Origin of the sequence: Methyloversatilis universalis EHg5 (assembly GCF_000378945.1) — a bacterium.
Lineage (GTDB): Bacteria > Pseudomonadota > Gammaproteobacteria > Burkholderiales > Rhodocyclaceae > Methyloversatilis > Methyloversatilis universalis_A.
On the sequence record NZ_KB900539.1, the window covers coordinates 1,404,527 to 1,427,938 of the forward strand.

Here is a 23,412-nt window from a genome sequence, read left to right on the forward strand (position 1 = left end):
CGGGGCGCCGCTCCCACGGAAACTCGCCCAGTCCGTTGCCAAAGACATTGTGGGAGCGGCGCCCCCGCCGCGATCGGGCCTCCGGGTACGCACCGTCTCCGGTTCAGGGCTGCCATCGCAGCGGCGCGCCGCTTACTGCCGGGCGGGCCAGGCGCTCAGGTGGCGACCGTCTTGTCCCGGTAGCGGCAGATATCGACGATGTTGCAGCGTTCGCACAGCGGCTTGCGCGCGGTGCACACATAGCGCCCGTGCAGGATGAGCCAGTGGTGGGCGTGCAGCATGAATGCCTTCGGCACCACCTTGAGCAGCGCGTGCTCGACCGCCAGCACGTCCTTGCCCGGGGCCAGACCGATGCGGTTGGCAATGCGGAAGATGTGGGTGTCCACCGCCATCGTCGGCTCGCCGAACACGATGTTGAGCACCACATTGGCGGTCTTGCGGCCGACGCCGGGCAGCGCCTCCAGTGCGGCGCGGTCGTTCGGTACCTCGCCGCCGTGCCTTTCCAGCAGCAGGTGCGACAGCGCCACCACATTCTTCGCCTTGGCGCGGAACAGGCCTATGGTCTTGATGATGTCCTCGACGCCCGCCACGCCCAGGCTGATCATGGCCTCCGGCGTCGGTGCGGCCGGAAACAGCTTGCGGGTGGCCACGTTCACGCCTTTGTCGGTGGCCTGGGCCGACAGCACCACCGCCACCAGCAGCTGGAAGGGTGAGCCGTATTCGAGGTCGCTCTTCGGTGCCGGGTTGGCCGCCCGGAAGCGTTCGAAAACCGTCTGTATCTCGGCCTTGGTCAGCCGGCTCGCACGCCCCGCCATCAGGCGCTCACCGCGGCGGCAGGCGGGTGGGTCGCACGCGCCTGTGCGCGGGTCACCCAGGCGTTGCGCGCGGCCACCAGCAGGCCGAGGAATATGAAGGCGCCGGGTGGCAGGATGGCGATCAGCAGGCCACGGTAGTGTTCACCGAACACCTGCAGTGCGTGCGCGCCCGGAATGACCATGTCGATGCCGCCGAACAGCGTGCCCGCACCCACCAGTTCGCGCACGCTGCCCAGCAGCGCAAGCACCCACAGCAGGCCGATACCCATTGCCGCGCCGTCCCAGGCGGCGGCCAGCGGCGAATTCTTGGCGGCGAAGGCCTCCACCCGGGCGAGTACGATGCAGTTGGTCACGATGAGCGGAATGAAGATGCCCAGCACCAGATAGAGGTCGTGCAGCCAGGCGTTGAAGGCCAGGTCGAGGCAGGTGACCAGTGCAGCGATGATGAGGATGAACACCGGAATGCGGATTTCGTGCGGAATCAGCGTGCGCAGCGCGGCCACGGTGCCGCCGGACAGCGCCATCACCAGCACGGTGGCCAGCGACAGGCTGACCGCATTGACGAAGCTGGTGCTCACCGCGAGCAGCGGGCACAGCCCGAGCAGCTGCACCAGCGCGGTGTTGTTCTCCCACAGGCCCTTGCGGGTGATGTCGCCGTAAAGGGCGCGGTCGTCAGCGTTCATGTCGTGTGTCCGGATCGCTCGTCATGGGGCTCATCTGAATGCCGCTTCGGCCGAGCTGCCTGCCGGCAGCGCGAACAGCACGTCGCTCATCGGTGCCAGCGCCGCGGCGGCGCGTCCGGCGGCCCGGGTCACCGCCCGTGCGGAAATGGTGGCGCCGGTCATGTAGGTGAAGTCGCCACCGTCCTTGCGCACGGTCCAGCGCGTGCCATCGCTGCTGTCGCGGCCGGCGAACTGGGCAATCCATTTCGGGTTCGCGCGGTCCTTGGCCGGGTCGATGTAGTCGCCCAGCCCCGGCGTTTCCCTGTGCGCCACCACCCGCACGCCGGCCAGCGTGCCGTCGGCGCGCAGTGCCATCAGCAGGCGGATCGCGCCGCTGTAGCCATCGGGTGCCTGCGCCTCGAACACCAGCGCCACCGGCGCGCCGCCAAGCCGGGCGCGGTGCACGGTGACCGGCTCGGTCAGGCCGAGCGCCGGCAGCACTGGCAGCGTGACCGTGTCTTCCAGCAGCGCGTTGTCGTAGTCGGCGCGCGGCAGCACCTGGGCGATCAGTTCCAGCCGGCGGGCCTCGACCGAGGCGCGTATCGGTTCGCGGGTGGCGTCCTGGGTGAGCGCCATCAGTGCGGTAAATACCACGGTGAACACGCCCAGCAGTGCAGCCGCACGCAACGCGCTGCCCGCCGCGCTCGGCGCCTCGATGGCGTCGGCCGGCTCGGCGGTATCGGCATCCGGGCGATCTGCAGCCTCGCTCACGGCGCGTCCCCCTTCTTGTGGCCGAACACCGGCGGCTGGGTTTTCAGATCGATCAGCGGCACGCAGATATTCATCAGCAGCACGGCGAAGGCGATGCCGTCCGGATAGGCGCCGAAGGCGCGGATCAGCCAGGCGATCAGCGCGATGCCGGCGGCGAAGATGAGTTTGCCGCGCGGCGTGGTGGCGCCGGACACCGGGTCGGTGGCGATGAAGAAGGCGCCCATCAGGGTGCCGCCCGCCAGCAGGTGGAAGGCGGGGCTGGCGAACTGCGCGGGGGCGATCAGCCAGCCGATGGCGGACACCAGCGCCATGGCGCCGATGAAGGCGACCGGAATGTGCCAGGTGATGATGCGCAGCGCGAGCAGCAGCAGGCCGCCCGCTGCCCAGGCCAGCGCCACCCATTCCCAGCCGGCGCCGGCGACATGGCCGAAGGCGGGCGACTGCATGACCGACGTGGCGTCGCCGCCGGTCAGCAGGCCGGTGCGCAGCGCATCCAGCGGCGTGGCGCCGGTGATGCCATCCACCATGCGCTCGCCCCCGAACACCCAGCCGAACTGGGTCGCGGCGTCGGTGGCCTGCAGGCCGGGCCACTGCGACATCAGCGCCGGAAAGCTCACGATGAGCAGCGCGTAGGCCAGCATCGCCGGATTGAACGGGTTCTGGCCGAGGCCGCCGTACAGATGCTTGCCGATGATGAGCGCGAAGGCGGTGCCCAGCATCGTCGCCCACCAGGGCAGCAGCGGCGGCAGGCAGACCGCGATCAGCCAGGCGGTGACCAGTGCGCTCAGATCGGTCAGCGCAGGGGCCACCGGCCGGCCGCGCAGCCCCAGCATGGCGGCTTCGCAGGCCAGCGCGGTGAGGCTGGCGATCGCCAGCTGCGCGATCAGCGCCGGGCCGAACAGCCACACCTGTACCGCGATGGCCGGCAGCATGGCGACCAGTACCGTGCCCATCACGCGGCGCACGCTGGTGTTCTGACGGAGGTAGGGAGAGTTGTACATCGTTGTCGGTGTCGGTCTGCGGCGCCGGTCAGCGCGCGGCGTCGTTCTGGCCGGCCGACGGATCGGCCGGCGCGTTGGCCGTCTGCTTCTCCGCCAGCAGATCGGCCGCCCGCTTGCGGCGCGCTTCCGCCGCGTCGACCTGGGCCTGCTGGTCCGGCGTGAGCGCATCGGTGTTCTTTGCCGCCGCGGCCTCCTTCTGCGCCCTGGCGCGCGCCATGGCGGCTTCGATCAGCGCCTTTTTCGGGTCTGTCGTGGCCGGCGCAGCCGCCTGCGCATCGGCGGGCGACGGGGCACTGTCCGCCACGTCGGCCGTCTTCGCCGCCGGCTTCGCGGCGCTGCGTGCGGCCAGCCGTGCGGCTTTCTCTTCCTTTTCCCGCTCGGCGCGCCAGTTGCGGAACTCGAAGCGCTCGCGCGCCGAATCGGCGGCGTCCTTGTCGCGCTCGCGCGCCCAGATTTCGCTCTTCGCGTAGCGGTAGTAGTCGACCAGCGGAATGTGCGACGGGCACACATAGGCGCAGCAGCCGCATTCGATGCAGTCGAACAGGTGGTATTCCTGCGCGCGGCCGAAGTTGCGCGAGCGTGCATGCCAGTACAGCTCGAAGGGCTGCAGGTCGGCCGGGCAGGCGCGCGCGCATTCGCCGCAGCGTATGCAGGGCATTTCCGGTTCCGGCGGCGGGAACAGCGCGGGCGACGAGGCGAGCAGGCAGTTGGTTGCCTTCACCACCGGTGCCTCGACGCCGGGCAGCGGCACACCCATCATCGGCCCGCCCATGATGAGCGTGTCGGTGTCCGGCTTCAGGCCGGCGTGTTCGAACACGAAGCCGATCGGTGTGCCGATGGCGACGTCGAAATTGCGCGGCCGCTCGACATTGCCGGCGACGGTGACGATGCGGCGGGTGAGCGGTTCGCCGTGCTCCAGCGCATTCCAGACCGCCAGCGCGGTGGCCACGTTGAAGCACTGCACGCCGTAGTCGGTCGAGCGGCGGCCGTGCGGCACCTCGATGCCGGTGAGCACGCGAATGAGCTGTTTGGCGCCGCCGGCCGGGTAGCGGGTCGGTACCACGACGATGTCGAGTGAGGCGTCGCTCAGTTCGGCGGCGGCCGCCTTCAGTGCGGCGGCGGCGTCCGGCTTGTTGTCCTCGACGCCGACCAGCACCTGCCTGGCGGCCAGCATTTTCCGCATCACCTGCGCGCCGCGCAGGATGTCCAGCGCCTCGCTGCGCATCAGCATGTCGTCGCAGGTGATGAAGGGCTCGCACTCTGCGCCGTTGATCACCAGCGTGTCGGTGCTGCCCGCCGTGCCGGCCGAAAGCTTCAGGTGGCTGGGGAAGACCGCGCCGCCGAGGCCGACCACGCCGGCGTCGCGCAGATGGTCGCGCACCTCGCCCGGTGTGGCGGCGTGCCAGTCGAACGGTTCGCGCTCGATGCGCAGGTCCAGCCCGTCCGGTTCGATCACCACTGCCATGGCCGACAGGCCGGAGGCGTGCGGCATCAGCCGCGGCTCGACCGCGACCACGGTGCCGGAGGTCGGCGCATGCACCGCGCTCGACACATTGCCGTCGGCGGCGCCGATGCGCTGGCCGTGCAGCACCCGGTCGCCAGCCTTTACCAGCGGCCGCGGCGTGCCGCCGATGTGCTGGTGCAGCGGAATGATGAGCTGCGGCGGCAGCGGCAGCCGGGCGATCGGTTCGCGGGTCGACGCACCCTTGTTCGGGTCCGGCTTGACGCCGCCGTTGAACGAGAAGAGCTGGCGCAGCATCAGGCGGCTTCCTTCGCCGGCGCGTGCATGACCGGCTTCAGGTCGAATACCGGGTAGCGCCATTTCCAGGTGTCCACGGTGTCCGCCACCGGCACCATGGCGATGCAGTCGGCCGGGCAGGGCGCCACGCACAGTTCGCAGCCGGTACAGAGGTCGGCGACGATGGTGTGCATCTGTTTGGCGGCGCCGACGATGGCGTCCACCGGGCAGGCCTGTATGCACAGCGTACAGCCGATGCAGGTTGCCTCGTCGATCACCGCCACTGACTTCGGCTTCTCGACGCCGTGTTCCGCATTCAGCGGCTTGTATTCGCGGCCGAGCAGATCGGCCAGCTTGCGCACGCCTTCGTCGCCGCCGGGCGGGCACTGATTGATGTCGGCATCGCCGCCGGCAATCGCGGTGGCGTAGGGCTTGCAGCCCGGGTAACCGCACTGGCCGCACTGGGTCTGCGGCAGGATGGCGTCGATCTTGTCGACCAGCGGGTCGCCCTGGGTGCGGAACAGCACCGACGCGGCGCCCAGCGCCGCGCCCAGTGCCAGCGCCAGACCCAGCATCACGAGCAGCGCGCTGATCATGAATCCAGCCCCGCAAAACCCATGAAGGCCAGGCTCATGAGGCCGGCGGTGATCAGCGCGATCGCGTTGCCGCGGAAGGGCGCCGGGATGTCGGCGCCATCCAGCCGCTCACGGATGCTGGCGAACAGCACCAGCGCCAGCACGAAGCCCGCGGCCGAGCCGAAGCCGAACAGCAGCGACTGCAGCAGATCGTGGCGTGCCGCCTGATTCAGCAGCGGAATGCCCAGCACCGCGCAGTTGGTGGTGATCAGCGGCAGATAGATGCCCAGCACCTGATGCAGCAGCGGGCTGGTCTTCTGGATCACCAGTTCGGTCAGCTGCACGATGGCCGCGATCACCACGATGAAGCTCAGCGTAGACAGATAGCCGAGGTCGAAAGGCCGCAGCAGGTAAGTGTCGATGAGATAGCTCGAACCACAGGCCAGCGTGAGCACGAAAGTCGTGGCCAGACCCATGCCGATGGCGGTTTCCAGCTTCTTCGACACGCCCATGAAGGGGCACAGGCCGAGGATGCGCACGAACACCACGTTGTTGACCAGCGCGGTGCCGAGCAGGATGAACAGATAACTCGTCATGATGGAAGGAGCGGTCCCGGCCGAAGTGGCCGCGGGGCGCAGCTGCGCCGTAAGCGGCGGATTATCCGGCAGCGCCGCGCAGCGCTCAAGCTGCTGCAGGCGTCACGCGCAGTGGGCGCGTCATTCCCGGACCGCGATGAAGGCGTGGCCGTCGGCCTGACGCACCGTCCAGCCTGCGGCGCGGATCGCCTCCACTTCGTCGGTGCTGAAGCGCAGGTTGTCGGCCGACAGCCAGGCCCGGCCCGGATACATCGCCAGCAGCGCGCCGCCGGCCGGCGTGCCGTCGGCCGCCTTGCGCAGACCGGCGACCAGCTGGCTGAAGGTGGCGTCGTGCGTGTCCAGCGCCTTCAGACTGAACTGCTGTACCGGGGCCGCGCATTCGATCTCGAACAAGTAAGCCCAGTTCGACAGCCGCTGCGTTCCGTCATGCGGCGCGCACAGCAGCGGGCGACCGGCGGTGATTACCTCGCGCGCGGTCTGTCCGCGCGCCTGCTGCAGATCGAGCTGAGGATCCAGTCGCAGCGCGAACACCGTGTGGCTGGCGCACAGCAGCAGCAGGGCCGCGGTACGCAGGCGTCGCGCGACCGCAGTCTGCAGCGGCACCACCAGCCAGGCGGCCAGCGCGAAGGGCAGGATCTGAAGCGTGTGGCGGGTGCTGATGAATTCGCCCCATTCGTAGCGCGAACGGGCGGCGATCACGATGACCGCACCGGCCACCGCATAGGCCGCCGCCAGCACCCACAGCTCGCGCTGTTCGTCGCTCATGCCGGGCCAGGCACGACACAGCGTGCGGACATAAGTCGCCACGGCCAGCAGGCATACCAGCAGTCCGGGCACCGTCCAGGCCAGCTGCACGCCGGCGTCGCGGAATCCGCTGGCGTCGTAGATGATTTCCTGCACATAGGTGCGCAGGTTGTCGAGCACGCCCACGGTGGACGGCCCCATTGAATAGGGATGCAGCGAGCCGAAAGTCCAGGCGTTGTAAAACAGCACCGGCGCCAGCGGCAGTGCGGCACCGGCGGCAAACAGTGCGGCACCGCGCAGCGCCGGCCGGAACCCGCCCGGGTGCGCCAGCATGCGGTAGAGCATGAGCAGGCCCAGCGCGCCGATCAGCGCGAGCTGCGCATTGCGCAGCGCATAGCCCGCACCGGCCAGCAGTCCGGCTGCAAGACAGTGCCTGGCCGAGCGACCGGACAGCAGGCAACCTGCCGCCGCCAGCGACAGCGCACAGGCGGGCAGGTCGGTCAGGCCGTATCCGGCCAGCCACAGCAGGCCAGGCGACAGCGTGGCAAGGAAAGCGACGGCCAGTGCGGTCGCGTCGCCAAGTGCGCGGCGAAAGGTGAGCAGCACCAGCAGCGGTACCAGCAATGATGACAGGCTGCCCAGCAGCGGGGCGGCGTCGCGCGGGTCGACGCCGATGCGTGCGAGTACCGAGAGCAGCGCCGGAAAACCGATCGGGAACAGCGGGTTGGGCTGATAGGCGGGTACCGGCGCGCCGCCGGGTGCCAGGTCAGCGATGCTGCGCGCGAGCTGTATGTAGGACGCGCTGTCCGGCATGAAGGGGTAATGCGGCCCGCGCAGCAGCAGGTGCAGCGCCAGCAGGCCGCACAGCAGCACGGTACCGGCCAGCGCAGTGGTGCGCATGGCAGGCTTGAGGTGTGGCGTGGTCAGGGCGGGGTGCGGTGATGCCATCGGATGGGGTGACTGGGGCGGGGCAGCGGCATGCAGTCTAAATGAAGGGGCCGTGCCGGCTGCGGGCGAAATCCGCAGTGCGCGACGCGGTGTAACATCGAAGCGGGCGCCGCCGGGGAGGATTCTGCGCCCGGGGCACCACGACAACGATAAAGAGACACCATGCACAAGGACGATACGCCCGGAACTCGCGCGGCCTTGATCGGTGACGCCTGGGGCGGTTTTTCCGCCATGCTGGTCGCGCTGCCGGCGGCCATCGCCTTCGGCGTCACGGTATTCGCCCCTTTCGGCGGCACGCTGGCCGCAGAGGGCGCCATCGCCGGCATTTTCGGCGCCATCTTTCTCGGCGTGCTGGCGCCGTTGTTCGGCGGCCGCTCGCTCGGCGTCAGTGCGCCGAGCGCACCGGCCGCAGCGGTGCTGGCGGCCTTCGCCGGCGAACTGGCGCATCAGGGGCTGGCCGATACGGTGCTGCTGCAGCTCGGCCTGATCGTGTTCCTCGCCGGCGTACTGCAGATCGTGCTCGGCTTCGCCGGCGTGGGCCGGCTGATCAAGTTTGTGCCCTATCCGGTGGTGAGCGGCTTTCTGAGCGCGGTCGGACTCATCCTGATCGGCGGGCAGCTGCCCCGGCTGCTCGGGGCACCGGCGGGTGCTTCGCTGACCGACGTCGTGCTGCATCCGCTGAGCTGGAGCGGCCACAGCCTGCTGGTCGGTGCGGTGGCCGCCGGCGTGATGGTGGCGGTGCCGAAGCGGCGCGGCGCGATTCCGGTCGCCATCCTCGCGCTGCTGGCGGGCATTCTTGCCTACTTCACGCTCAGCCTGTTCGACCCCGCGCTGCGGCTGCTGGCCGGCAACCGCATGCTGATCGGCTTACTCGGTGGTGGCGACGGCGATGTGGCCGACATGCTGCGGCGACACGCCTTTCTGCTGCATGGCTTCACGCTGCAGCAACTGCTGCAGGTGCTGGCACCGGCGCTCACGCTGGCCGCGCTGCTGTCCATCGACACGCTGAAGACCGGGCTGGTGGTGGAAACGATGACCGCAGTCCGGCTCGATCCGGACCGCGAACTGATCGGACAGGGCGTGGGCAATCTGGCGTCTGCGCTGGTCGGCGGGCTGGCCGGTTCGGCCACGCTGGGCCCCTCGCTGGTCAATATTTCATCCGGCGCCATCAGCTGGCGCTCGTCGCTGCTGGCCGGCGTTTTCGCTCTGCTCGCGCTGTTCGTGCTCGCGCCGCTGATCGCCTGGGTGCCGGTGGCCGCGCTGGCCGGCATACTGATCGTGCTGGGTGCGCGCATGATCGATCGCCGCGGTCTGGCCTTCTTTTTCGCACCGGACACCCGGCTCGATTTCGCGGTCATCGTGGTGGTGGTGCTGGTCGCGCTGTCGACCAATCTGGTTGCCGCATCGGCCGCCGGTGTGGGCTTTTCCATCCTGCTGTTCATTCGCGAACAGACCCGTTCGTCGGTGGTGCGCAGCCGCATCGAAGGCCGGGAAATCTTTTCGCGGCGCGCCGGAGCACCGGTGCCGGCCGACGCCGGCGACGCCGACGAAGGTGAGGTGGTGGTGTTCGAACTGCAGGGCAGCCTGTTCTTCGGCACTGCCAGCCAGCTGCAGAGCGCGCTGGAACCCGAGATCGGCAACCGCAGATTCCTCATTCTCAGCATGCGGCGGGTGCAGTCGCTGGACGTGACCGCCACGCACGTGCTCGAACAGATCAAGGACAGGCTGGAACAGCGCGACGCTTATCTGGTGTTCTGCGACATCCCGAAAGGTCTGCCGAGCGGCCTCAAGATGAAGCGCTTCCTCAAGGAAACCGGCGTGGTCAGACCGAGCGAGAAAGCGGTTGCCTTCCGCCAGCTGGACGAGGCATTGGACTGGGTCGAGGCGCAGCAGATGAGTGGCGCAGCGTCCGCTCAGGCCGCCGCCGCGCTCACGCTGCGCGACATGCCGGCGCTGGCTGGCTGTTCGCCCGCCGCTCTGGCGGCGCTGCAGGCCGCGGTCGAGCCGCGCGCGGTGAAGTCCGGCAAACGGGTGTTCAAGTCCGGCGCCGACGGCGAGGCCCTGTTCTTCGTCAGCCGCGGGCTGGTCAGGGTGTCGGTGCCCATCCAGAAGAAAACCCAGAGCTACCATCTGGCCACCTGCGGGCCGGGCGAACTGGTTGGCGACATGGGTTTCGTCGAAGGCGGTCTGTACGGCATGGATGCGCTCGCGCTGACCGATGTCGAGGTGTTCGCACTGCCGCGCGCCCGTTTCGATGCGCTGGCCGCCGAACACAGCGAACTGGTGGTCGCACTGCTCGGCCAGCTGACGCGTTCGCTGGCAGCACGCCTGCACACCGCGGTGGGCGAGGTGCAGGCGCTGCGCGGGTAGCGCATGTCACTGCAGGCTGGTCGGGGCACCGGCCGCGCGGAGCCCTTCGGTGGGGCACGGCCGGTGAAGGAATTACGACTTCAGCAGTCCGCCCAGCATGCCCATCGCGGTCTGCAGCGCGTCGCCCTCCGGCGCCTTGCCGTCCGGCGACAGCGCGTCGACCAGCTGCGGCAGCAGGCCGACGAGGCCGGAGGACACTTCCTGCGACGACAGGCCCATCTGCTGCGCGACATTGCCGATCTGTCCGGCGCCGAATACGGCCTGGATCTGGTCGCCGGAGATGGGCAGGTTCTGGCCGGAACCCAGCCAGGAGGCGATGACTTCGCCCAGACCACCCTGCTGGAATCGGGCGATCAGCCCCTGCAGGCCGCCGATCTGCGGGCTGTTGATCAGGTTCATCGCGGCCTGCAGCAGCGCGGCGTTGCCGCCGGCACCGGATTGCCCGCCGAGTGCGCCGGCCACCTGCCCGGCGAGTGCGTCGAAAAGTCCCATATCGGTCTCCCGGAATGAAATGAGCGGCCAGCTTACGCCGGCTGCATGACGAAGGGGCAACGGCGCACGCCACGATCCGTACGGACGGATTGGCGCTCAGGCTGTGCGCGGCCGCGCGTGCAGGCGGGTGTTCAGCGCATCGACGGTTTCCGCCCAGTCGGCGTCCTGGGTTACCGCGTCGCGCAGGAATGCGGCCTGGGCGGGGTTCCAGAAGCGGGCCTCGTGCAGCGGCAGGCCGTTGTCGAGGTGGCCGCAGGTGGCGATGAAGCGTTCGATCGACGGCGGATCGTTCGGCAGGCCGAGCTGGGCGAACAGCGTTTCCATCGAATGCGGCGTAGTGTCCATGGCGATCTCCTGACGGCAGGTTGTCATCCGGTCCGAATATCCGGCCGGTGCGAACTTCATTGCGGGCCGGGCGCGCGTACGCCCAGCATGGCGCCGGGCTGCACCCACAGGTCGAACTGTTCGCCGCTCACCTCGCCCGACGCGAGCGCCGCTTCGCGCAGCGTGAGGCCCGCGCCGTGTGCATGGGCAGCGATCTTCGCCGCGCGGTCATAGCCGATGTGCGGCACCAGCGCGGTCACCAGCATCAGTGACTGCTGCAGCAGCGCGGCGATGCGTTCGCGCCGCGGCTCGATGCCGGCGACGCAGTGCGCGTCGAAGCTGCGCATGCCGTCGGCGAGCAGACGGATGCTCTGCAGCACCGCGCCGGCGATCAGCGGCTTGTAGACGTTCAGCTCGAAATTGCCCGCGGCGGCACCCACCGTGAGCGCGACATCATTGCCCATGACCTGGGCGCACAGCATGGTGAGCGCCTCGCACTGGGTGGGGTTCACCTTGCCCGGCATGATGGAACTGCCCGGTTCGTTTTCCGGCAGCGCCAGTTCGCCGAGGCCGCAGCGCGGGCCGGAGGCGAGCCAGCGGATGTCGTTGGCAATCTTGGTCAGCGCCACCGCCAGCGTTTTCAGCGCGCCGTGCAGCGCCACCAGCGGCTCATGGCCGGCCAGCGCCGCGAAAAGGTTATCGGCCGGCACGAAAGGCAGGCCGAGGCTGTCGGCCAGCTTCTGTGCCACCCGGTTGCCGAATTCGGGATGGGTGTTCAGGCCGGTGCCGACCGCGGTGCCACCGATGGCCAGTGCGTACACCGCCGGCAGCGCGGCGGCAATGCCTGTGCGCGCCAGTGCGAGCTGGGCAGCGTAGCCGGAAAACTCCTGCCCCAGCGTCAGCGGCGTCGCGTCCTGCAGATGGGTGCGACCGATCTTGACGATGCCGGCGAAGGTCGCCGCCTTGTCGGCCAGCCGGGCGTGCAGCGCGTCGAGCGCGGGCAGCAGGTGCCGGTGCACCGCGACCGCTGCCGCCACATGCATCGCAGTCGGGAACACGTCGTTCGACGACTGGCCCATGTTCACGTCATCGTTCGGGTGCAGCAGGCGCGCTTCGCCGAGGCCGCCGCCCATCAGCTGCGAGCCGCGGTTGGCCAGCACCTCGTTCATGTTCATGTGGGTCTGGGTGCCGGATCCGGTCTGCCACAGCGACAGCGGAAAGGCGTCGTCATGCCGGCCGGCCAGTACCTCGTCGGCGGCGGCGACGATGGCGCTCATGCGTTCGACCGGCAGCAGCCCGAAGCGGCCGTTGACCAGCGCAGCCGCGCGCTTGACCGATGCCAGCGCGTGTATCAGCTCGCAGGGCATGCGCTCGGTCGATATCGCGAAATGCTGCAGCGAACGCTGGGTCTGGGCACCCCACAGCGCGTCAGCCGCTACCTCGATCGGGCCGAAGGAATCGCGTTCGGTGCGGGTGCCGGTCGAGTCTGACGGCGCAGGCGGAGATGCATGCATGGCGATGGCGTCCTGCCGGAATCATGATTTCAGGATAGGACACGCAGCCGCGCAGGTCGGCCCCGGGTGTGACCGGAAGCTGCCTGCGCTACACTTCGGGCCGGTTTCAGCCGCACTCCGCACTGCCTTTCTCCCGTGTCCGACATTCCCGCCACCTTTGCCCCCGACGGCCCGCTGGCACGCGCCATCGCCGGTTTTTCTCCGCGTTCCCAGCAGACCGAAATGGCCGAGCGGGTGGCGCAGGCCATCGCCGACCGCAGCGTGCTGGTGGTTGAGGCCGGTACCGGCACCGGCAAGACCTACGCCTATCTGGTGCCGGCGCTGATGTCGGGTGCCAAGGTGATCGTGTCCACCGGCACTAAGACGCTGCAGGACCAGCTCTATGGCCGTGACCTGCCCACGGTGCGCGGCGCGCTCGGCGTGCCGGTGAGCATCGCGCTGCTGAAGGGGCGCGCCAACTATCTCTGCCACTACCACCTCGAGCGCGCGCTGCACGAGGGCCGGCTCGGATCGCGCGAAGAGGCGTCGCACCTGCAGGCGATTGCGCGCTGGGCCAAGGTGACCAGTACCGGCGACAAGGCGCAGTGCAGCGAGGTGCCGGAAGAATCCGGCGCCTGGGCGCTGGCCACCTCTACCCGCGACAACTGTCTGGGCCAGGACTGCCCGAACGCCAAGGAATGCTTCGTTACCGCGGCGCGGCGCGAGGCAATGGAAGCCGACGTGGTGGTGGTGAACCACCATCTGTTCTTTGCCGACCTGATGCTGCGTGACGAGGGTGTGGCCGAACTGCTGCCCGCCTGCAACGCGGTGGTGTTCGATGAAGCGCACCAGCTGGCCGAAACCGCCAGCCTGTTCTTCGGCGAGTCGGTATCGACCTCGCAGATGATGGAACTGGCGCGCGACACCCGCGCCGAGGCGGTGGTGAATGCCAAGGATTTCAAGGCGCTGCCGGAATCCGCCGAACGGCTGGTGAAGGCGGTGCGCGATCTGCGCCTGGTGTTCCGTGAAGAGAACGTGCGGCTTTCGGCGGCCCAGATCGACGAGCGCCCGGCTTTTGCGCCGGCGCTGGCCACCGTGATGGAGGCGCTGAACGAACTGGCCGGCCTGCTGGAAACCCAGGCCGCGCGCAGCGAAGGGCTGGAAAAGTGCTGGCAGCGCGCGCTCGATCTGATCGCGCGGGTCGAGCGCTGGCAGGCCGGAGACCGGCCGGGCGAGAAGACCGACCGCGTGCGCTGGGCGGAAATCTATACCCAGGCGCTGGCGCTGAATGCCACGCCGCTGTCGGTGGCCGACATTTTCCGGCGGCAGATGGAAGACAACCCGCGCGCCTGGATCTTCACTTCGGCCACGCTGTCGGTGGGCAACGATTTCGGTCACTACTGTGGCGAACTGGGCCTGCACGACGCCGAAACCGCGCAGTGGGGCAGCCCCTTCGCCTACGAGCAGCAGGCGCTGCTGTATGCCCCCGAGAACATGCCCGAACCGTCGGCGCCCACCTATGCCGAAGCGGTCGCCAAGGCGGCCTGGCCGCTGATCAAGGCCTGTCGCGGCGGCGTGTTCGTGCTGTGCACCTCGCTGCGGGCGATGAAGCGCATCCACGAACTGATCGAGGACAAGCTGTCGGCTTACGACCCGGAGCGCCCGCTGCTGATCCAGGGCCAGGCCACGCGCAGCGAACTGCTGGACCGCCACCGCGCCGCCGGCAACGCGGTGCTGGTGGCCAGCCAGAGTTTCTGGGAAGGCGTGGACGTGCGCGGCGACGCGCTGCAGCTGGTCATCATCGACAAGCTGCCGTTCGCGCCGCCGGACGACCCGGTGCTGTCAGCCCGCATCGAGCATCTGAAGAAGCAGGGGCGCAACGCGTTTTCCGAATACCAGCTGCCGCACGCGGTGATCAGCATGAAGCAGGGCGCCGGCCGGCTCATCCGCGACGAGCGCGACCACGGCGTGCTCATGGTGTGCGACCCGCGGCTGGTCGACAAACCCTATGGCAAGGTGATCTGGCGCAGCCTGCCACCAATGCGCCGCACCCGCAGCGCCGACGTGGCGGTGCAGTTTCTCGAAAGTCTGGCCGGCTGAGGCGCGCTGCCTCGCGCGGCTTGCTTCACGTCATGAACCCGGGCGCTGCGGCGTGCCACACTGCGCGCCGTGTGATCTGGAGGCCGGCGTGTTCGCGATCGAGATATGTCTGGTGCTGGCCGCACTCGGCCTGAGCATGCCGCTGCGCCCGTGGCGCATGCTGGCCGGGCCGCTTGCCGCGCCGTGGGCGGCATCGCTGGTGCTGCTGTCGCTGCTGTGGGTACTGCCTCAGGCGCTGCCGGCCGGCATTTCCATACAGCTTTCAGGTGCCTGCCTGCTGGTGCTCATGTTCGGCTGGCCGCTGGCGGTGATCGAACTGGTGCTGGTGGCGCTCGCGGTATGGGCGATGGGCCGGCTCGGCTTTGCTGCGGTGCTGTCTCAACTGGTGTGGGTCGGCCTGATGCCGGCCACGCTGGCGCTCGGTCTGGGCGAACTGCTGCGCCGGCGGCTGCCGCCCCATCCCTTCATCTACGTACTGGGCCGTGGCTTCATCGGCACAGCGCTGTGCATCTTCGCGGCGGGAGCGGCCTATGAAACCATCCATCACCTGCTCGATGGCGTGGATCTCGAACATGCGCTGGTGGCACGCTGGCTGATGGCCTGGGGCGACGCCTTCCTGACCGGCATGCTGGTGGCCATCTTCGTTGCCTTCGTGCCCGAGTGGCTGGCAACCTGGTCGGACCAGCGCTATCTCGGGCCGCCGCCGGACTAGTCGTCCGGGGTCAGGACTTACTGCTGGTAATTCAGGTCGAGATCCGAATCCAGTTCGATCACGCAGTCGAGCACGCGGGCGGTCAGCGTTTCGTCCTCGTCGGTCCACATCGCCTCGGGGTCGTCGTCCCGGGTCGACAGCGGGGCGATGTCGAAATCGACGAACTGGTCGCCGATCTTCAGCGCCGTCATGCCGGCAGCGTGGTCGACCAGGGTCCAGTCGTCCGGCACCTGCAGCTCGGCGGTCACGCGTACGGTCAGTGTTTTCATTGCGGGTCTCCTGTGGAAGTGCAGCACTGTACCGTGCATGCCCGCACTCACACAGCCTTGTCTGCGTCGCTGGTCGAGGTCAGCGTCTGCAGGGCCTGCAGCAGGGCCTTCAGCTTGAACGGGCGCAGCAGCACGTTGTCGACGTCCAGCTGGCGCAGCCGGGTCACCTCGGCGGCACTGCAGGTATTCATCGTCACCGCCATCGGCGTGCGCGCATTGCAGCGCGTGTGCCCGCCGCGTACTTCGGCGATGAGATCGAGCCCGGCTTCATCAATGCAGATCAGGATGCCGTCGAAGTGGGCCTGTTCGAGCAGTGGCAGCGCGGCATCGCTGCCGCTGGTTTCGTGGATGTCGGCAATGTTCAGGTCGCGGGCGGTCAGCACGATGGTGCGACGGACCATGAAGTCCGGCTCCACCATCAGCAGTACCGGGCGTCTCACCGGCACGGTGCTCTTTGTAGCGCTGTTCGGCATGTCACGCGCCTCCCTGAGCGGTGGCCGACCGGGCGACCAGTTCTTCGACCACCAGCGCGCGCAGGCTGCCAAGTATGCCCAGATCGATCGCGTCCAGTGTACGAGGACGGGTGTCGATCAGGCACAGCGTGCCCATGACCAGGCCGGAAGGCAGCGTCAGCGGCGCGCCGGCGTAGAAGCGGATGAGTGGCTGACCGGTCACCAGCGGATTGTCGGAAAAGCGTTCGTCGAGCAGCGCATCCTCGATCACCAGTGGCGTGGTCATGTTCAGAGCGTGGCCGCAGAATGACACCTCACGCGAAGTTTCACAGGCGTCCAGACCGACGCGTGACTTGAACCACTGGCGGTTTTCGTCCACCAGTGAAATGAGGGCGATCGGCACGTCAAACTCCTGCGCAGCGAACTGCACGATACGGTCGAAACGCTCTTCGGGCGGCGTGTCGAGCAGCAACAGTGCGCGCAGAGTGCTCAGACGTTCGGTTTCGTTTGCCGGGATCGCTGGTGGGGTCATCGGAACACTCGACTGGGCTGATTCAGAAGTCCGGCGGTGGATGGTCCGACCGTACCGGCCGCGAGATTGCACATCCGTCAGTAGCACCGTACCGTGTTGCCCGAACTTTCTGCAAGGCCCTTGTCATGACCCTCAATGTGATTGAACTGGAAAGCGGTCCGGCCGACCAGACGCCGCGTGCGTCCGTCATCGTGCTGCACGGCCTCGGTGCCGACGGCAACGACTTCGTGCCGGTGGTGCGCCGGCTCAGGCTGGACGAGATCGGTCCGGTGCGCTTCGTGCTGCCGGACGCACCCGAACGGCCAGTCACCCGCAACGGCGGTTACGTCATGCGCGCCTGGTTCGACCTGTATGCGCCGGGCGCGGGGCAGGAGGCGGAAGCCGATGTGCGCGCGTCACAGGCGCTGGTGGATGCACTGGTCGCGCGCGAGATCGAACGCGGCGTGCCGGCATCGCGCATCGTGCTGATGGGTTTTTCCCAGGGCTGCGCGATGGCACTGGTGACCGGTTTGCGTCACCCGCAGCGGCTGGCCGGCGTGATCGCGCTGTCCGGCTATCTGCCGCTGGCGGAACGGACGGCGGCAGAGCGCAGCGACGCCAGCCGCGATCTGCCGGTGTTCATGGCGCATGGCAGGCAGGACGATGTGGTGGTGATGCCGCGCGCCACCGCCGCACGCGAGGTGCTGGAAAGTCTTGCCGTGCCCTGCGAATGGCACGAATATGACATCGGGCACGAAGTGAGTCTGGAAGAGATCCGCGACATCAACCAGTGGCTGCTGCGCGTGCTGGCCTGACCTGACGGGGCCGGGCTGCGCGCCGGGAGGCGGATCATTCCATCCAGCCGATGCGCCCCTGACCGGTGTCGTTGAGCCGGGCGATGAAAGCGGGCGCGTCGGGTTCCGGCAGGCTGATCGCCATCGTCACCACCGAGTCGTGGGTGACGTCGACCAGCGTGGCGCGGGCAGCGTCGATTTCCCGCCTGACCGCACCTTCCAGCGCGTAGGGCAGGGTGCAGCGCAGCGTGCGCAGCCGGGTCAGCGGCACCTTGACCGCACCGGCCAGTGCCGAGGCCACCGCGTCGGTATACGCCCGCACCAGGCCGCCGGCGCCGAGATTCACGCCGCCGTAGTAGCGCACCACGGTGGCCAGCACGCCTTCCAGGTCCTGGTGGCGCAGCACTTCCAGCATCGGTCGGCCAGCGGTGCCGCTCGGTTCGCCGTCATCGACCGCGGCCGACTGGCCGCCGGCCAGCAGCGCCCAGCACACATGAGTAGCCCCCGGATGCTGACGCCACAGCTCGATCACGCGCGCCTGTGCGGCCGCGCGGTCGCGCATGGTCTCGACACAGCCGATGAAACGGCTCTTCTTGATCGTGAGGTCGCTGTGGACCGGGGCGGCGAGGGTGTTCGGCATGGGGCCGCAAGCTTACCGCAGGCGGCGAAGGGGGCGGTTGTGCGCGCTGCGGGGGCCGTGGACAAAAAAAGAGCGGGCCGGAGCCCGCTCTTTTTCGTCCAGCCGCGGGTGATCAGCGGTTGGCGACGTACATGGTGATTTCGAAGCCGAAACGCAGGTCGGTGGCCTTCGGGGTTTGCCAGCTCATGTCAGTCTCCTTGGAGGTGTCCGGTCGGTCACTGCGGATGCAGTGCATGGATCGAATACTGCGCCGCCGACCGCGGACCGACCTCCAACCGGTCTCGAAAGACGGCTCAAGAATTTCATGAACGGCCGCACCGGCTGACCGGCATCAACGCAGACCCGTCGCCGGTTGCGGGTGAAAGCTGGGGTAAGCTCCGGCACGCCCGTCTTCCGGACCGACCACATGCCTGATTACGCACGCCGCTTCCTTTTCCTCGCCGCACTGGCCGGTGCGCTGGCCGTGGTACTGGGTGCCTTCGGTGCCCACGCGCTGAAGGCGCGGCTGGACGAACCCATGCTGGCGGTGTGGCAGACCGCGGTGCAGTACCACTTCTGGCATGCGCTGGCGCTGGGGCTGATCGGCCTGCTGGCCCTGCACCTGCGCGATGCCTCCTGGCTGATGCGGGCAGGCTGGCTGATGCTGGCCGGCCTGCTGCTGTTCAGCGGCAGCCTGTACGCGATGGCGCTGACCGGTACGCGTGCGCTGGGCATGGTGACGCCGTTCGGCGGACTGGCTTTCATCGCCGGCTGGCTGGCGCTGGCCTGGGCGATCAGGCGCGGCTGAGCCGCCTCCGCGGCCCGCTCAGGGCCTGACCTTCACCACCAGGCGTTGATCGACAGGCTGCCGAAACGTCGCCAGTAGCCGCTGCCGCCGCTGGCCGATCCGGCTTCGCTGTCCGACATGCCGGCCGCCGCGCGCAATTCCCAGCCCGGACCAAGGTCGTAGCTGATCCAGCCTTCGACCAGGTAGTTGCGGCCCGAAGCACTGCTGCCGAAGCCATCCCGCTCGCTGTAGCGACCGGTGGCGCCTTTCAGATACCAGGCCCATGGCCTGTGTTCGCGATACAGCGCAAGAAAGACCCGGGCCTCGCGGTAGCGCTCCGGGTTGTAGTAGCCGCGATTGGGGCGTCCGGCGTCCCACGGCCGGCTGTCATCGAAGGTCTGCCCCTCAAGACCCACCAGCAGACGCGGCACCAGATTGAATGCGTAGTCGGTACGCCAGGTGAGCCGGTTGCGCTGGTTGCCATCGTCGAAGTCGAGCCGCGCCAGCCCGCCGGAGAAGCTCCAGCGCGGTGTAGGGCGGTACTCCACGCCCAGCGAAGCGTCGCGATAGTCGACCCGGTTGTTCAATGCGCTGATGGTGTCGATTACGCCATTGCCGATCTCCGCGTCGATGCGCCACAGATCTGCCGGCACATAGCGGGCGCGGGCGCGCCACAGCAGGCTGGTCCAGCCATCGTAGTCACGGGCACCCAAGGTCAGCGAGGGCCACAAGGTGCCGCGTGGGCTGTCGACATCACCGATTCGCCTGCCGTAGCGGGCACTCAGTTCCTGACCGTTGATGGATGTGCGTGCGCCGCCATTGACCGGACGACCGCTCAGGCGCGGCAGGCGCAGGCCGATTTCCGCGCTTTCGGCCGGTGACAGGCGCCAGCCGGTGAGCGCCCACGGCGTCAGGATGTTCAGCCGGTCGGCGTCTTCCGAATAGTCCAGGCCGGCCGACGCGTAACGCCGCGTGGTGTCGCGGCCGATGCGTCCGTCGCGCAGCCATTGTGCGTCCGCGTCCTGCAGCGGATCCAGCAGCGGCATGGCCTGGTCGGCGTAACCGGCCCAGTACAGCGCACGCGCCTGTGCGACGCGGCGGCCCTCGTCATCCTTGCCGGAGGGCTCAATGCGTCGGAACTCGCTTACCGCGGCGCGGTGGCGGCCGCTGAAGTTCAGCACCTGGGCCAGACCCTGGCGCGCTTCGGTGTCGTCCGGGCGATCGGCGAGCAGACGGCGATAGGCCGCCTCGGCTTCGTCATGGCGGTCAGACCACAGCAGTGCGCGCGCCCGCCCGCCGAGCGCCTGACGGTCGTCCGGGCGCGCCTGCAGCAGCCTGTCCCAGGCTTCGGCGGCGCACGGGTGTCGGTCCAGCGCGGCGCAGGACTGCGCCAGTCCGCGCCAGGTTTCCGGCAGGTCGATACCGGCAGCATGGGCTTCGGCGAACAGGCCGCGGGCTGTGTGCGCATCGCTGTTCCACAGCGTCTGCCAGGCGAGCGCGGACAGCCATTCCCGGCGGCGCGCCGGCGCCAGTTCGATCGCCCTGGCCCAGGCGGCGGCCGATTCGCCGTTGCGGTCCAGTCGGCCGAGCAGGCGGGCGCGTTCGGCCCAGGCGTCAGCGTCTCGGGTGCGTACCGCGTCGAGCTGGTCCAGCGTATCGAGCGCGGCAGCGCTGTCGCCCTGCGCGGTCTGCGCAGCCAGCCGGGCACGCAGGGCCTCGATCAGGCCGCGCCGGCTGTCCGCGGTCTGTTCCGGCGTGGCCCACTCGTTCATCCGTTCGCGGAACAGCTCGATCGCACGGTCGTGACGGCCGGCCCACAGCGACTGCCAGGCGAGCGAGGACAGGATGTCGTTGCGCCGCTGTGGCGCCACCCTGAGTACCTGTTCGTAAAGGTCGGCGGCCTGCGCGTTGTGGTCGGCGAAGCCTTCGACCCGCGCGGTTTCGATCAGCAGATCGCTGTCCTGCGGAAACTGTGCGACCAGTGGTCGCAGCAGTTCGAGCGCCGGTGCGTACTGCTGCTGCGCCACCTGCGCACGCGCCTGCTCACGCTGCGGATGGACCGCCTGTGCCGGGAGCGCGAGCAGGCAGGCGCAGACGGTGGCGATCGGGAGGCGTATTTTCATGCCGCGCAATGTATCAGGCCTCAGGCCCTGTCCGGGGCGTGTTCCAGCGCACCGGCAGACGCGACGGCTTCATGAACAGATGGCGCAGCGACAGGCAGGTGGTGATGGCGAGGAAGGCCCAGTAGATCAGCGGATAGAACACCGCGTACGGAAAATAGCGCCAGATGCCACGGTCGTAGCGGTGATCGATCAGCGTACCGAGTGCGAGCTGGGCGAGGCACAGCGTGGCGATCACCATGCCCCACAGATTGGGGAAGGGCGAGGCACCTATCGGTGGAATGCCGACCGACCACGACACCAGCCACAGCGCGGTCATGCCGATGAACACCACCGCCCACAGGATGGACAGCACCGATTCGATGAACATCGGCCACATGCGGCGGTAGCGCCAGCGGGTGAGCACGTCGGCATGACGGCGCAGCACTTCCATCAGGCCGCGTGCCCAGCGCAGCCGCTGGCGGAACAGCGCCCTGAAGTGGGTGGGCACGGTCATCCATACGATGGCGCGCGGTTCGTAACGGATGTCGAAGAAGCGTCGCTGCAGCTTCCAGGTCAGTTCGATGTCTTCGGTTGGCATGTCGGGCGAAAAGCCGTCGACCGCGAACAGTGCGCTCCGGCGGAAGGCGGCCACCACGCCGGACACGGTGACGATGCGGCCCCAGATGCGCTGCGAGCGGCGCAGCAGGCTCACGATGGAGGTGAATTCGATGGCCTGCAGCCGCGCCAGGAAGGTGTCGACATTGCGTACCCTTGGATTGCCGGTGACCGCCGCCACGCGCGCGGAGCGAAAATGCGGAACCATGTGCCACAGGATGTCCGGTTCCGGCTCGGCGTCGGCATCCATGATGAGCACGATCTCTCCGCGCACCATGGGCAGCGCGTCGTTCAGCGCCATCGCCTTGCCTTCGTTCACCCGCTTGTCGACCAGACGCACGCGGCCGGACTGCACGAAGGGCAGCACGCGCTGCACCGTGAAGTCGCTCGATCCGTCGTTGACGACGACGATCTCATAGTCCGGATAGTCGACATTGCAGCAGGCCGCCAGCGAACGGCCTATCACGGCCTCTTCGTTGTGAGCCGGTACGAGTATGGTCACCGCTGGAGCCCAGTCGCGCGGCTGGGGCGTGTCGTCGCCGCGTTCCCAGCGGAACACGAAGAACAGCGAGGTGGTGACCCACACCAGGCTGGACACGATGGGATAGGCGGCGAAGAAGAACAGCGCCGCCATGTAGCCACCGGTCTGCTGGATGGCGGCCACCATTTCGGGTACCGGCAGCACGCTCAGCCTTTGGCGAAGATGCGCTCGAGCGCCGGTGGCTGTCCGGTCCGGCGGTTCAGCGTGCGGTACACCTTGCGCCCATCGACCACGCCGATCACCGTGATGCGGGCCTGCATCAGCAGAGGCCAGTCGGCGAGCACTTCGCGGCCGTTCCAGTCCTGTTCGTAGCGGGCGCTGGCTTCGACCGCATGGGTGCGCGCTCCCTTGGCACGAAAGATCGCGAGGTTGTGCAACACCCAGTACAGCGTGATGGCCGGGCACAGTACCAGCGTGGTCAGTACCAGCCAGGCGAGCATGCTGTAGTCCGGCAGGTCGAAAGCGACACGCGACCACAGCCAGGCGAAGAGCATCCAGCCGGCCAGAATGCCGACCCGATGCAGCAGACGACGTCCGGTGCCGGGAAGCGGATCCCGCCGCATCAACGGCGGCGGCGCGCCGCTGCGCCGATCAGCGCGAGGCCACCGGCCAGCATGGCCCAGGTGGCGGGTTCAGGCACGGCCAGCGGCGACGTGACCAGTGCTTCGGTCGGTACCAGCGCCCAGTCGGTGGAGCCGCCACGGCTCCAGCGCAGATCGACGACGCCCGCTTCCAGCCGGTTGTACACGCCCAGTTCGAAGCGGTACAGGCCAGCCGCGAGCAGCAGGTCATCGGCGAAGCCTTCGCGATCACGCGGGTTCACGCCATCCTGCTCGATGCCCGCGACGCTGCCGTCTGAGCCGTAGAGCTTGAAGAAGAAGCCGTCGTCGTACAGCACCGAAAAGTTATAGGCGTCGGCTTCGGTAATGCGGATGTAGCCGGTGAACTGCGCCAGCCAGTTGGTCTGCAGTTCGGCTTGCGGCATGGCCACCGTGTTGCCCCACTGGCCGGCGTACAGGTCGTTGTACAGCGTGTTGCCGAAATTGATCTGGCTGGCCAGACCCGACCAGGTGGAGAGCACCGGCGACTGTCCGGCCGGCAGGCCGATCAGCGCATTCCAGTCGGCGAGGCCCCACACGCCGGTGCCCCAGGCATAGCTGCCGATCGGGCTGCCGCCGCCGTAGCTCTGGGTGGCTTCGTCCCACAGCACGGTGCTGCCCTGCCAGCGGTCGTCCACCTTCACGAACAGTGCCTGGGCACCGGTGCCGGCGGCATAGCTGCCGGCCAGCGTGGGGTTGAGACCGATGGCCGCGAACAGCGGGAAACTGAGCGTGGACAGGACTGAAACGACGGTGACGTGGCGGATGTTCATGATCGGATC

Annotated in this window: 25 protein-coding genes; 5 read left to right on the forward strand and 20 right to left on the reverse strand. The window is 68.4% G+C overall.

What is annotated here, in order from left to right; all coding sequences use genetic code 11:
- Positions 1-155 precede the first annotated feature (155 nt).
- The 8 genes from nth to METUNV2_RS0106550 all read right to left on the reverse strand — a co-directional run bounded on the left by nth (position 156) and on the right by METUNV2_RS0106550 (position 7,802).
- Positions 156-815: an endonuclease III gene (nth, locus tag METUNV2_RS0106515; protein WP_018228682.1), complete on the reverse strand. Its 660-nt coding sequence runs from the start codon at positions 813-815 to the stop codon at positions 156-158.
- Positions 815-1,498 (reverse strand): electron transport complex subunit RsxE, encoded by a 684-nt coding sequence (gene rsxE / locus METUNV2_RS0106520; RefSeq protein ID WP_018228683.1) that lies wholly within the window; start codon positions 1,496-1,498, stop codon positions 815-817. Before rsxE ends, nth begins: the two co-directional genes overlap by 1 nt.
- Positions 1,499-1,528: 30 nt before the next feature.
- Positions 1,529-2,248, reverse strand: coding sequence for an RnfABCDGE type electron transport complex subunit G (locus tag METUNV2_RS0106525; protein WP_018228684.1), 720 nt, complete (start codon positions 2,246-2,248; stop codon positions 1,529-1,531).
- Positions 2,245-3,249: an RnfABCDGE type electron transport complex subunit D gene (locus METUNV2_RS0106530; protein WP_018228685.1), complete on the reverse strand. Its 1,005-nt coding sequence runs from the start codon at positions 3,247-3,249 to the stop codon at positions 2,245-2,247. Before METUNV2_RS0106530 ends, METUNV2_RS0106525 begins: the two co-directional genes overlap by 4 nt.
- A 28-nt stretch (positions 3,250-3,277) precedes the next feature.
- Positions 3,278-5,008 (reverse strand): electron transport complex subunit RsxC, encoded by a 1,731-nt coding sequence (gene rsxC / locus METUNV2_RS0106535; protein ID WP_018228686.1) that lies wholly within the window; start codon positions 5,006-5,008, stop codon positions 3,278-3,280.
- Entirely contained in the window at positions 5,008-5,583 is a 576-nt protein-coding gene (gene rsxB / locus METUNV2_RS0106540) for an electron transport complex subunit RsxB (protein WP_018228687.1), read from the reverse strand. Before rsxB ends, rsxC begins: the two co-directional genes overlap by 1 nt.
- A complete protein-coding gene (rsxA, locus tag METUNV2_RS0106545; protein ID WP_018228688.1) occupies positions 5,580-6,158 on the reverse strand; it encodes an electron transport complex subunit RsxA in 579 nt (192 codons plus the stop codon). The genes rsxB and rsxA overlap by 4 nt, the downstream gene beginning before the upstream one ends.
- Positions 6,159-6,278: 120 nt before the next feature.
- Positions 6,279-7,802, reverse strand: a complete 1,524-nt coding sequence (locus METUNV2_RS0106550; RefSeq protein ID WP_018228689.1) for a hypothetical protein — start codon at positions 7,800-7,802, stop codon at positions 6,279-6,281.
- 210 nt (positions 7,803-8,012) lie between these two features.
- On the opposite strand from METUNV2_RS0106550, the gene METUNV2_RS0106555 reads away from it, so the two are divergent.
- On the forward strand, positions 8,013-10,220 hold the full coding sequence (locus METUNV2_RS0106555) for a SulP family inorganic anion transporter (protein ID WP_051081893.1): 2,208 nt from the start codon (positions 8,013-8,015) through the stop codon (positions 10,218-10,220).
- 72 nt (positions 10,221-10,292) lie between these two features.
- Here METUNV2_RS0106555 and METUNV2_RS0106560 read toward each other — a convergent pair whose 3' ends face one another.
- From METUNV2_RS0106560 to fumC, 3 genes are all read right to left on the reverse strand, one after another.
- The gene (locus METUNV2_RS0106560) at positions 10,293-10,712 is read right to left on the reverse strand and encodes a YidB family protein (protein WP_018228691.1); all 420 of its coding nucleotides are present in this window, start codon (positions 10,710-10,712) and stop codon (positions 10,293-10,295) included.
- 96 nt (positions 10,713-10,808) lie between these two features.
- Positions 10,809-11,057: a DUF2789 domain-containing protein gene (locus tag METUNV2_RS0106565; RefSeq protein WP_026187933.1), complete on the reverse strand. Its 249-nt coding sequence runs from the start codon at positions 11,055-11,057 to the stop codon at positions 10,809-10,811.
- A 56-nt stretch (positions 11,058-11,113) separates the two neighbouring features.
- Positions 11,114-12,550 carry a class II fumarate hydratase gene (gene fumC / locus METUNV2_RS0106570; protein ID WP_018228693.1) on the reverse strand — a complete coding sequence of 479 codons (1,437 nt, stop codon included), beginning with the start codon at positions 12,548-12,550 and terminating at the stop codon, positions 11,114-11,116.
- Positions 12,551-12,685: 135 nt separating this feature from the next.
- On the opposite strand from fumC, the gene METUNV2_RS0106575 reads away from it, so the two are divergent.
- Positions 12,686-14,629 (forward strand): ATP-dependent DNA helicase, encoded by a 1,944-nt coding sequence (locus METUNV2_RS0106575; RefSeq protein WP_018228694.1) that lies wholly within the window; start codon positions 12,686-12,688, stop codon positions 14,627-14,629.
- An 88-nt stretch (positions 14,630-14,717) separates the two neighbouring features.
- The gene (locus METUNV2_RS0106580) at positions 14,718-15,341 is read left to right on the forward strand and encodes a hypothetical protein (protein ID WP_018228695.1); all 624 of its coding nucleotides are present in this window, start codon (positions 14,718-14,720) and stop codon (positions 15,339-15,341) included.
- A gap of 17 nt (positions 15,342-15,358) precedes the next feature.
- On the opposite strand, the gene METUNV2_RS0106585 is transcribed toward METUNV2_RS0106580, so the two are convergent.
- From METUNV2_RS0106585 to METUNV2_RS18975, 3 genes are read right to left on the reverse strand one after another with little or no spacing between them, the layout of a single operon-like run.
- Complete coding sequence (locus METUNV2_RS0106585) at positions 15,359-15,610, reverse strand: hypothetical protein (RefSeq protein WP_018228696.1); 252 nt, start codon at positions 15,608-15,610, stop codon at positions 15,359-15,361.
- A 47-nt stretch (positions 15,611-15,657) separates the two neighbouring features.
- Complete coding sequence (locus tag METUNV2_RS0106590) at positions 15,658-16,050, reverse strand: DNA-binding response regulator (RefSeq protein ID WP_232415630.1); 393 nt, start codon at positions 16,048-16,050, stop codon at positions 15,658-15,660.
- A 34-nt stretch (positions 16,051-16,084) separates the two neighbouring features.
- Positions 16,085-16,594, reverse strand: coding sequence for a GAF domain-containing protein (locus METUNV2_RS18975; RefSeq protein WP_018228698.1), 510 nt, complete (start codon positions 16,592-16,594; stop codon positions 16,085-16,087).
- A gap of 125 nt (positions 16,595-16,719) precedes the next feature.
- Between METUNV2_RS18975 and METUNV2_RS0106600 the strand changes: the two genes are divergently transcribed.
- On the forward strand, positions 16,720-17,388 hold the full coding sequence (locus tag METUNV2_RS0106600) for an alpha/beta hydrolase (protein ID WP_018228699.1): 669 nt from the start codon (positions 16,720-16,722) through the stop codon (positions 17,386-17,388).
- A 34-nt stretch (positions 17,389-17,422) separates the two neighbouring features.
- Here the strand turns inward: METUNV2_RS0106600 and METUNV2_RS0106605 are convergent, their stop codons facing one another.
- Together METUNV2_RS0106605 and pqqA are read right to left on the reverse strand one after the other, a co-directional pair.
- On the reverse strand, positions 17,423-18,007 hold the full coding sequence (locus METUNV2_RS0106605; RefSeq protein WP_018228700.1) for an IMPACT family protein: 585 nt from the start codon (positions 18,005-18,007) through the stop codon (positions 17,423-17,425).
- Between the two features lie 112 nt (positions 18,008-18,119).
- Positions 18,120-18,194 carry a pyrroloquinoline quinone precursor peptide PqqA gene (gene pqqA / locus METUNV2_RS20205; RefSeq protein WP_081618566.1) on the reverse strand — a complete coding sequence of 25 codons (75 nt, stop codon included), beginning with the start codon at positions 18,192-18,194 and terminating at the stop codon, positions 18,120-18,122.
- A gap of 219 nt (positions 18,195-18,413) precedes the next feature.
- On the opposite strand from pqqA, the gene METUNV2_RS0106615 reads away from it, so the two are divergent.
- The gene (locus METUNV2_RS0106615; protein WP_018228702.1) at positions 18,414-18,794 is read left to right on the forward strand and encodes a DUF423 domain-containing protein; all 381 of its coding nucleotides are present in this window, start codon (positions 18,414-18,416) and stop codon (positions 18,792-18,794) included.
- 32 nt (positions 18,795-18,826) lie between these two features.
- Here the strand turns inward: METUNV2_RS0106615 and METUNV2_RS0106620 are convergent, their stop codons facing one another.
- Genes METUNV2_RS0106620 through METUNV2_RS0106635 form a run of 4 tightly spaced genes read right to left on the reverse strand, consistent with a single transcriptional unit; the run spans position 18,827 to position 23,403 of the window.
- Positions 18,827-20,896 (reverse strand): tetratricopeptide repeat protein, encoded by a 2,070-nt coding sequence (locus METUNV2_RS0106620; protein WP_018228703.1) that lies wholly within the window; start codon positions 20,894-20,896, stop codon positions 18,827-18,829.
- A 13-nt stretch (positions 20,897-20,909) separates the two neighbouring features.
- A complete protein-coding gene (locus tag METUNV2_RS0106625) occupies positions 20,910-22,175 on the reverse strand; it encodes a glycosyltransferase (protein WP_232415632.1) in 1,266 nt (421 codons plus the stop codon).
- 2 nt (positions 22,176-22,177) lie between these two features.
- Positions 22,178-22,594: a hypothetical protein gene (locus METUNV2_RS0106630; RefSeq protein ID WP_018228705.1), complete on the reverse strand. Its 417-nt coding sequence runs from the start codon at positions 22,592-22,594 to the stop codon at positions 22,178-22,180.
- Entirely contained in the window at positions 22,594-23,403 is an 810-nt protein-coding gene (locus METUNV2_RS0106635) for a PEPxxWA-CTERM sorting domain-containing protein (protein WP_018228706.1), read from the reverse strand. The genes METUNV2_RS0106630 and METUNV2_RS0106635 overlap by 1 nt, the downstream gene beginning before the upstream one ends.
- Positions 23,404-23,412 lie beyond the last annotated feature (9 nt).

Bases quoted from the DNA above. Each gene is read 5' to 3' on its own strand.
- fumC (WP_018228693.1), bottom strand. From the start codon at position 12,550: ATGCATGCATCTCCGCCTGCGCCGTCAGACTCGACCGGCACCCGCACC.
- METUNV2_RS0106600 (WP_018228699.1), top strand. From the start codon at position 16,720: ATGACCCTCAATGTGATTGAACTGGAAAGCGGTCCGGCCGACCAGACG.
- rsxA (WP_018228688.1), bottom strand. From the start codon at position 6,158: ATGACGAGTTATCTGTTCATCCTGCTCGGCACCGCGCTGGTCAACAAC.
- METUNV2_RS0106565 (WP_026187933.1), bottom strand. From the start codon at position 11,057: ATGGACACTACGCCGCATTCGATGGAAACGCTGTTCGCCCAGCTCGGC.
- METUNV2_RS0106615 (WP_018228702.1), top strand. From the start codon at position 18,414: ATGCCTGATTACGCACGCCGCTTCCTTTTCCTCGCCGCACTGGCCGGT.
- METUNV2_RS0106560 (WP_018228691.1), bottom strand. From the start codon at position 10,712: ATGGGACTTTTCGACGCACTCGCCGGGCAGGTGGCCGGCGCACTCGGC.
- METUNV2_RS0106635 (WP_018228706.1), bottom strand. From the start codon at position 23,403: ATGAACATCCGCCACGTCACCGTCGTTTCAGTCCTGTCCACGCTCAGT.
- METUNV2_RS0106585 (WP_018228696.1), bottom strand. From the start codon at position 15,610: ATGAAAACACTGACCGTACGCGTGACCGCCGAGCTGCAGGTGCCGGAC.
- METUNV2_RS0106630 (WP_018228705.1), bottom strand. From the start codon at position 22,594: ATGCGGCGGGATCCGCTTCCCGGCACCGGACGTCGTCTGCTGCATCGG.
- nth (WP_018228682.1), bottom strand. From the start codon at position 815: ATGGCGGGGCGTGCGAGCCGGCTGACCAAGGCCGAGATACAGACGGTT.
- rsxB (WP_018228687.1), bottom strand. From the start codon at position 5,583: ATGATCAGCGCGCTGCTCGTGATGCTGGGTCTGGCGCTGGCACTGGGC.
- METUNV2_RS0106620 (WP_018228703.1), bottom strand. From the start codon at position 20,896: ATGAAAATACGCCTCCCGATCGCCACCGTCTGCGCCTGCCTGCTCGCG.
- METUNV2_RS0106550 (WP_018228689.1), bottom strand. From the start codon at position 7,802: ATGCGCACCACTGCGCTGGCCGGTACCGTGCTGCTGTGCGGCCTGCTG.
- rsxE (WP_018228683.1), bottom strand. From the start codon at position 1,498: ATGAACGCTGACGACCGCGCCCTTTACGGCGACATCACCCGCAAGGGC.
- METUNV2_RS0106555 (WP_051081893.1), top strand. From the start codon at position 8,013: ATGCACAAGGACGATACGCCCGGAACTCGCGCGGCCTTGATCGGTGAC.
- METUNV2_RS0106530 (WP_018228685.1), bottom strand. From the start codon at position 3,249: ATGTACAACTCTCCCTACCTCCGTCAGAACACCAGCGTGCGCCGCGTG.
- METUNV2_RS18975 (WP_018228698.1), bottom strand. From the start codon at position 16,594: ATGACCCCACCAGCGATCCCGGCAAACGAAACCGAACGTCTGAGCACT.
- rsxC (WP_018228686.1), bottom strand. From the start codon at position 5,008: ATGCTGCGCCAGCTCTTCTCGTTCAACGGCGGCGTCAAGCCGGACCCG.
- METUNV2_RS0106605 (WP_018228700.1), bottom strand. From the start codon at position 18,007: ATGCCGAACACCCTCGCCGCCCCGGTCCACAGCGACCTCACGATCAAG.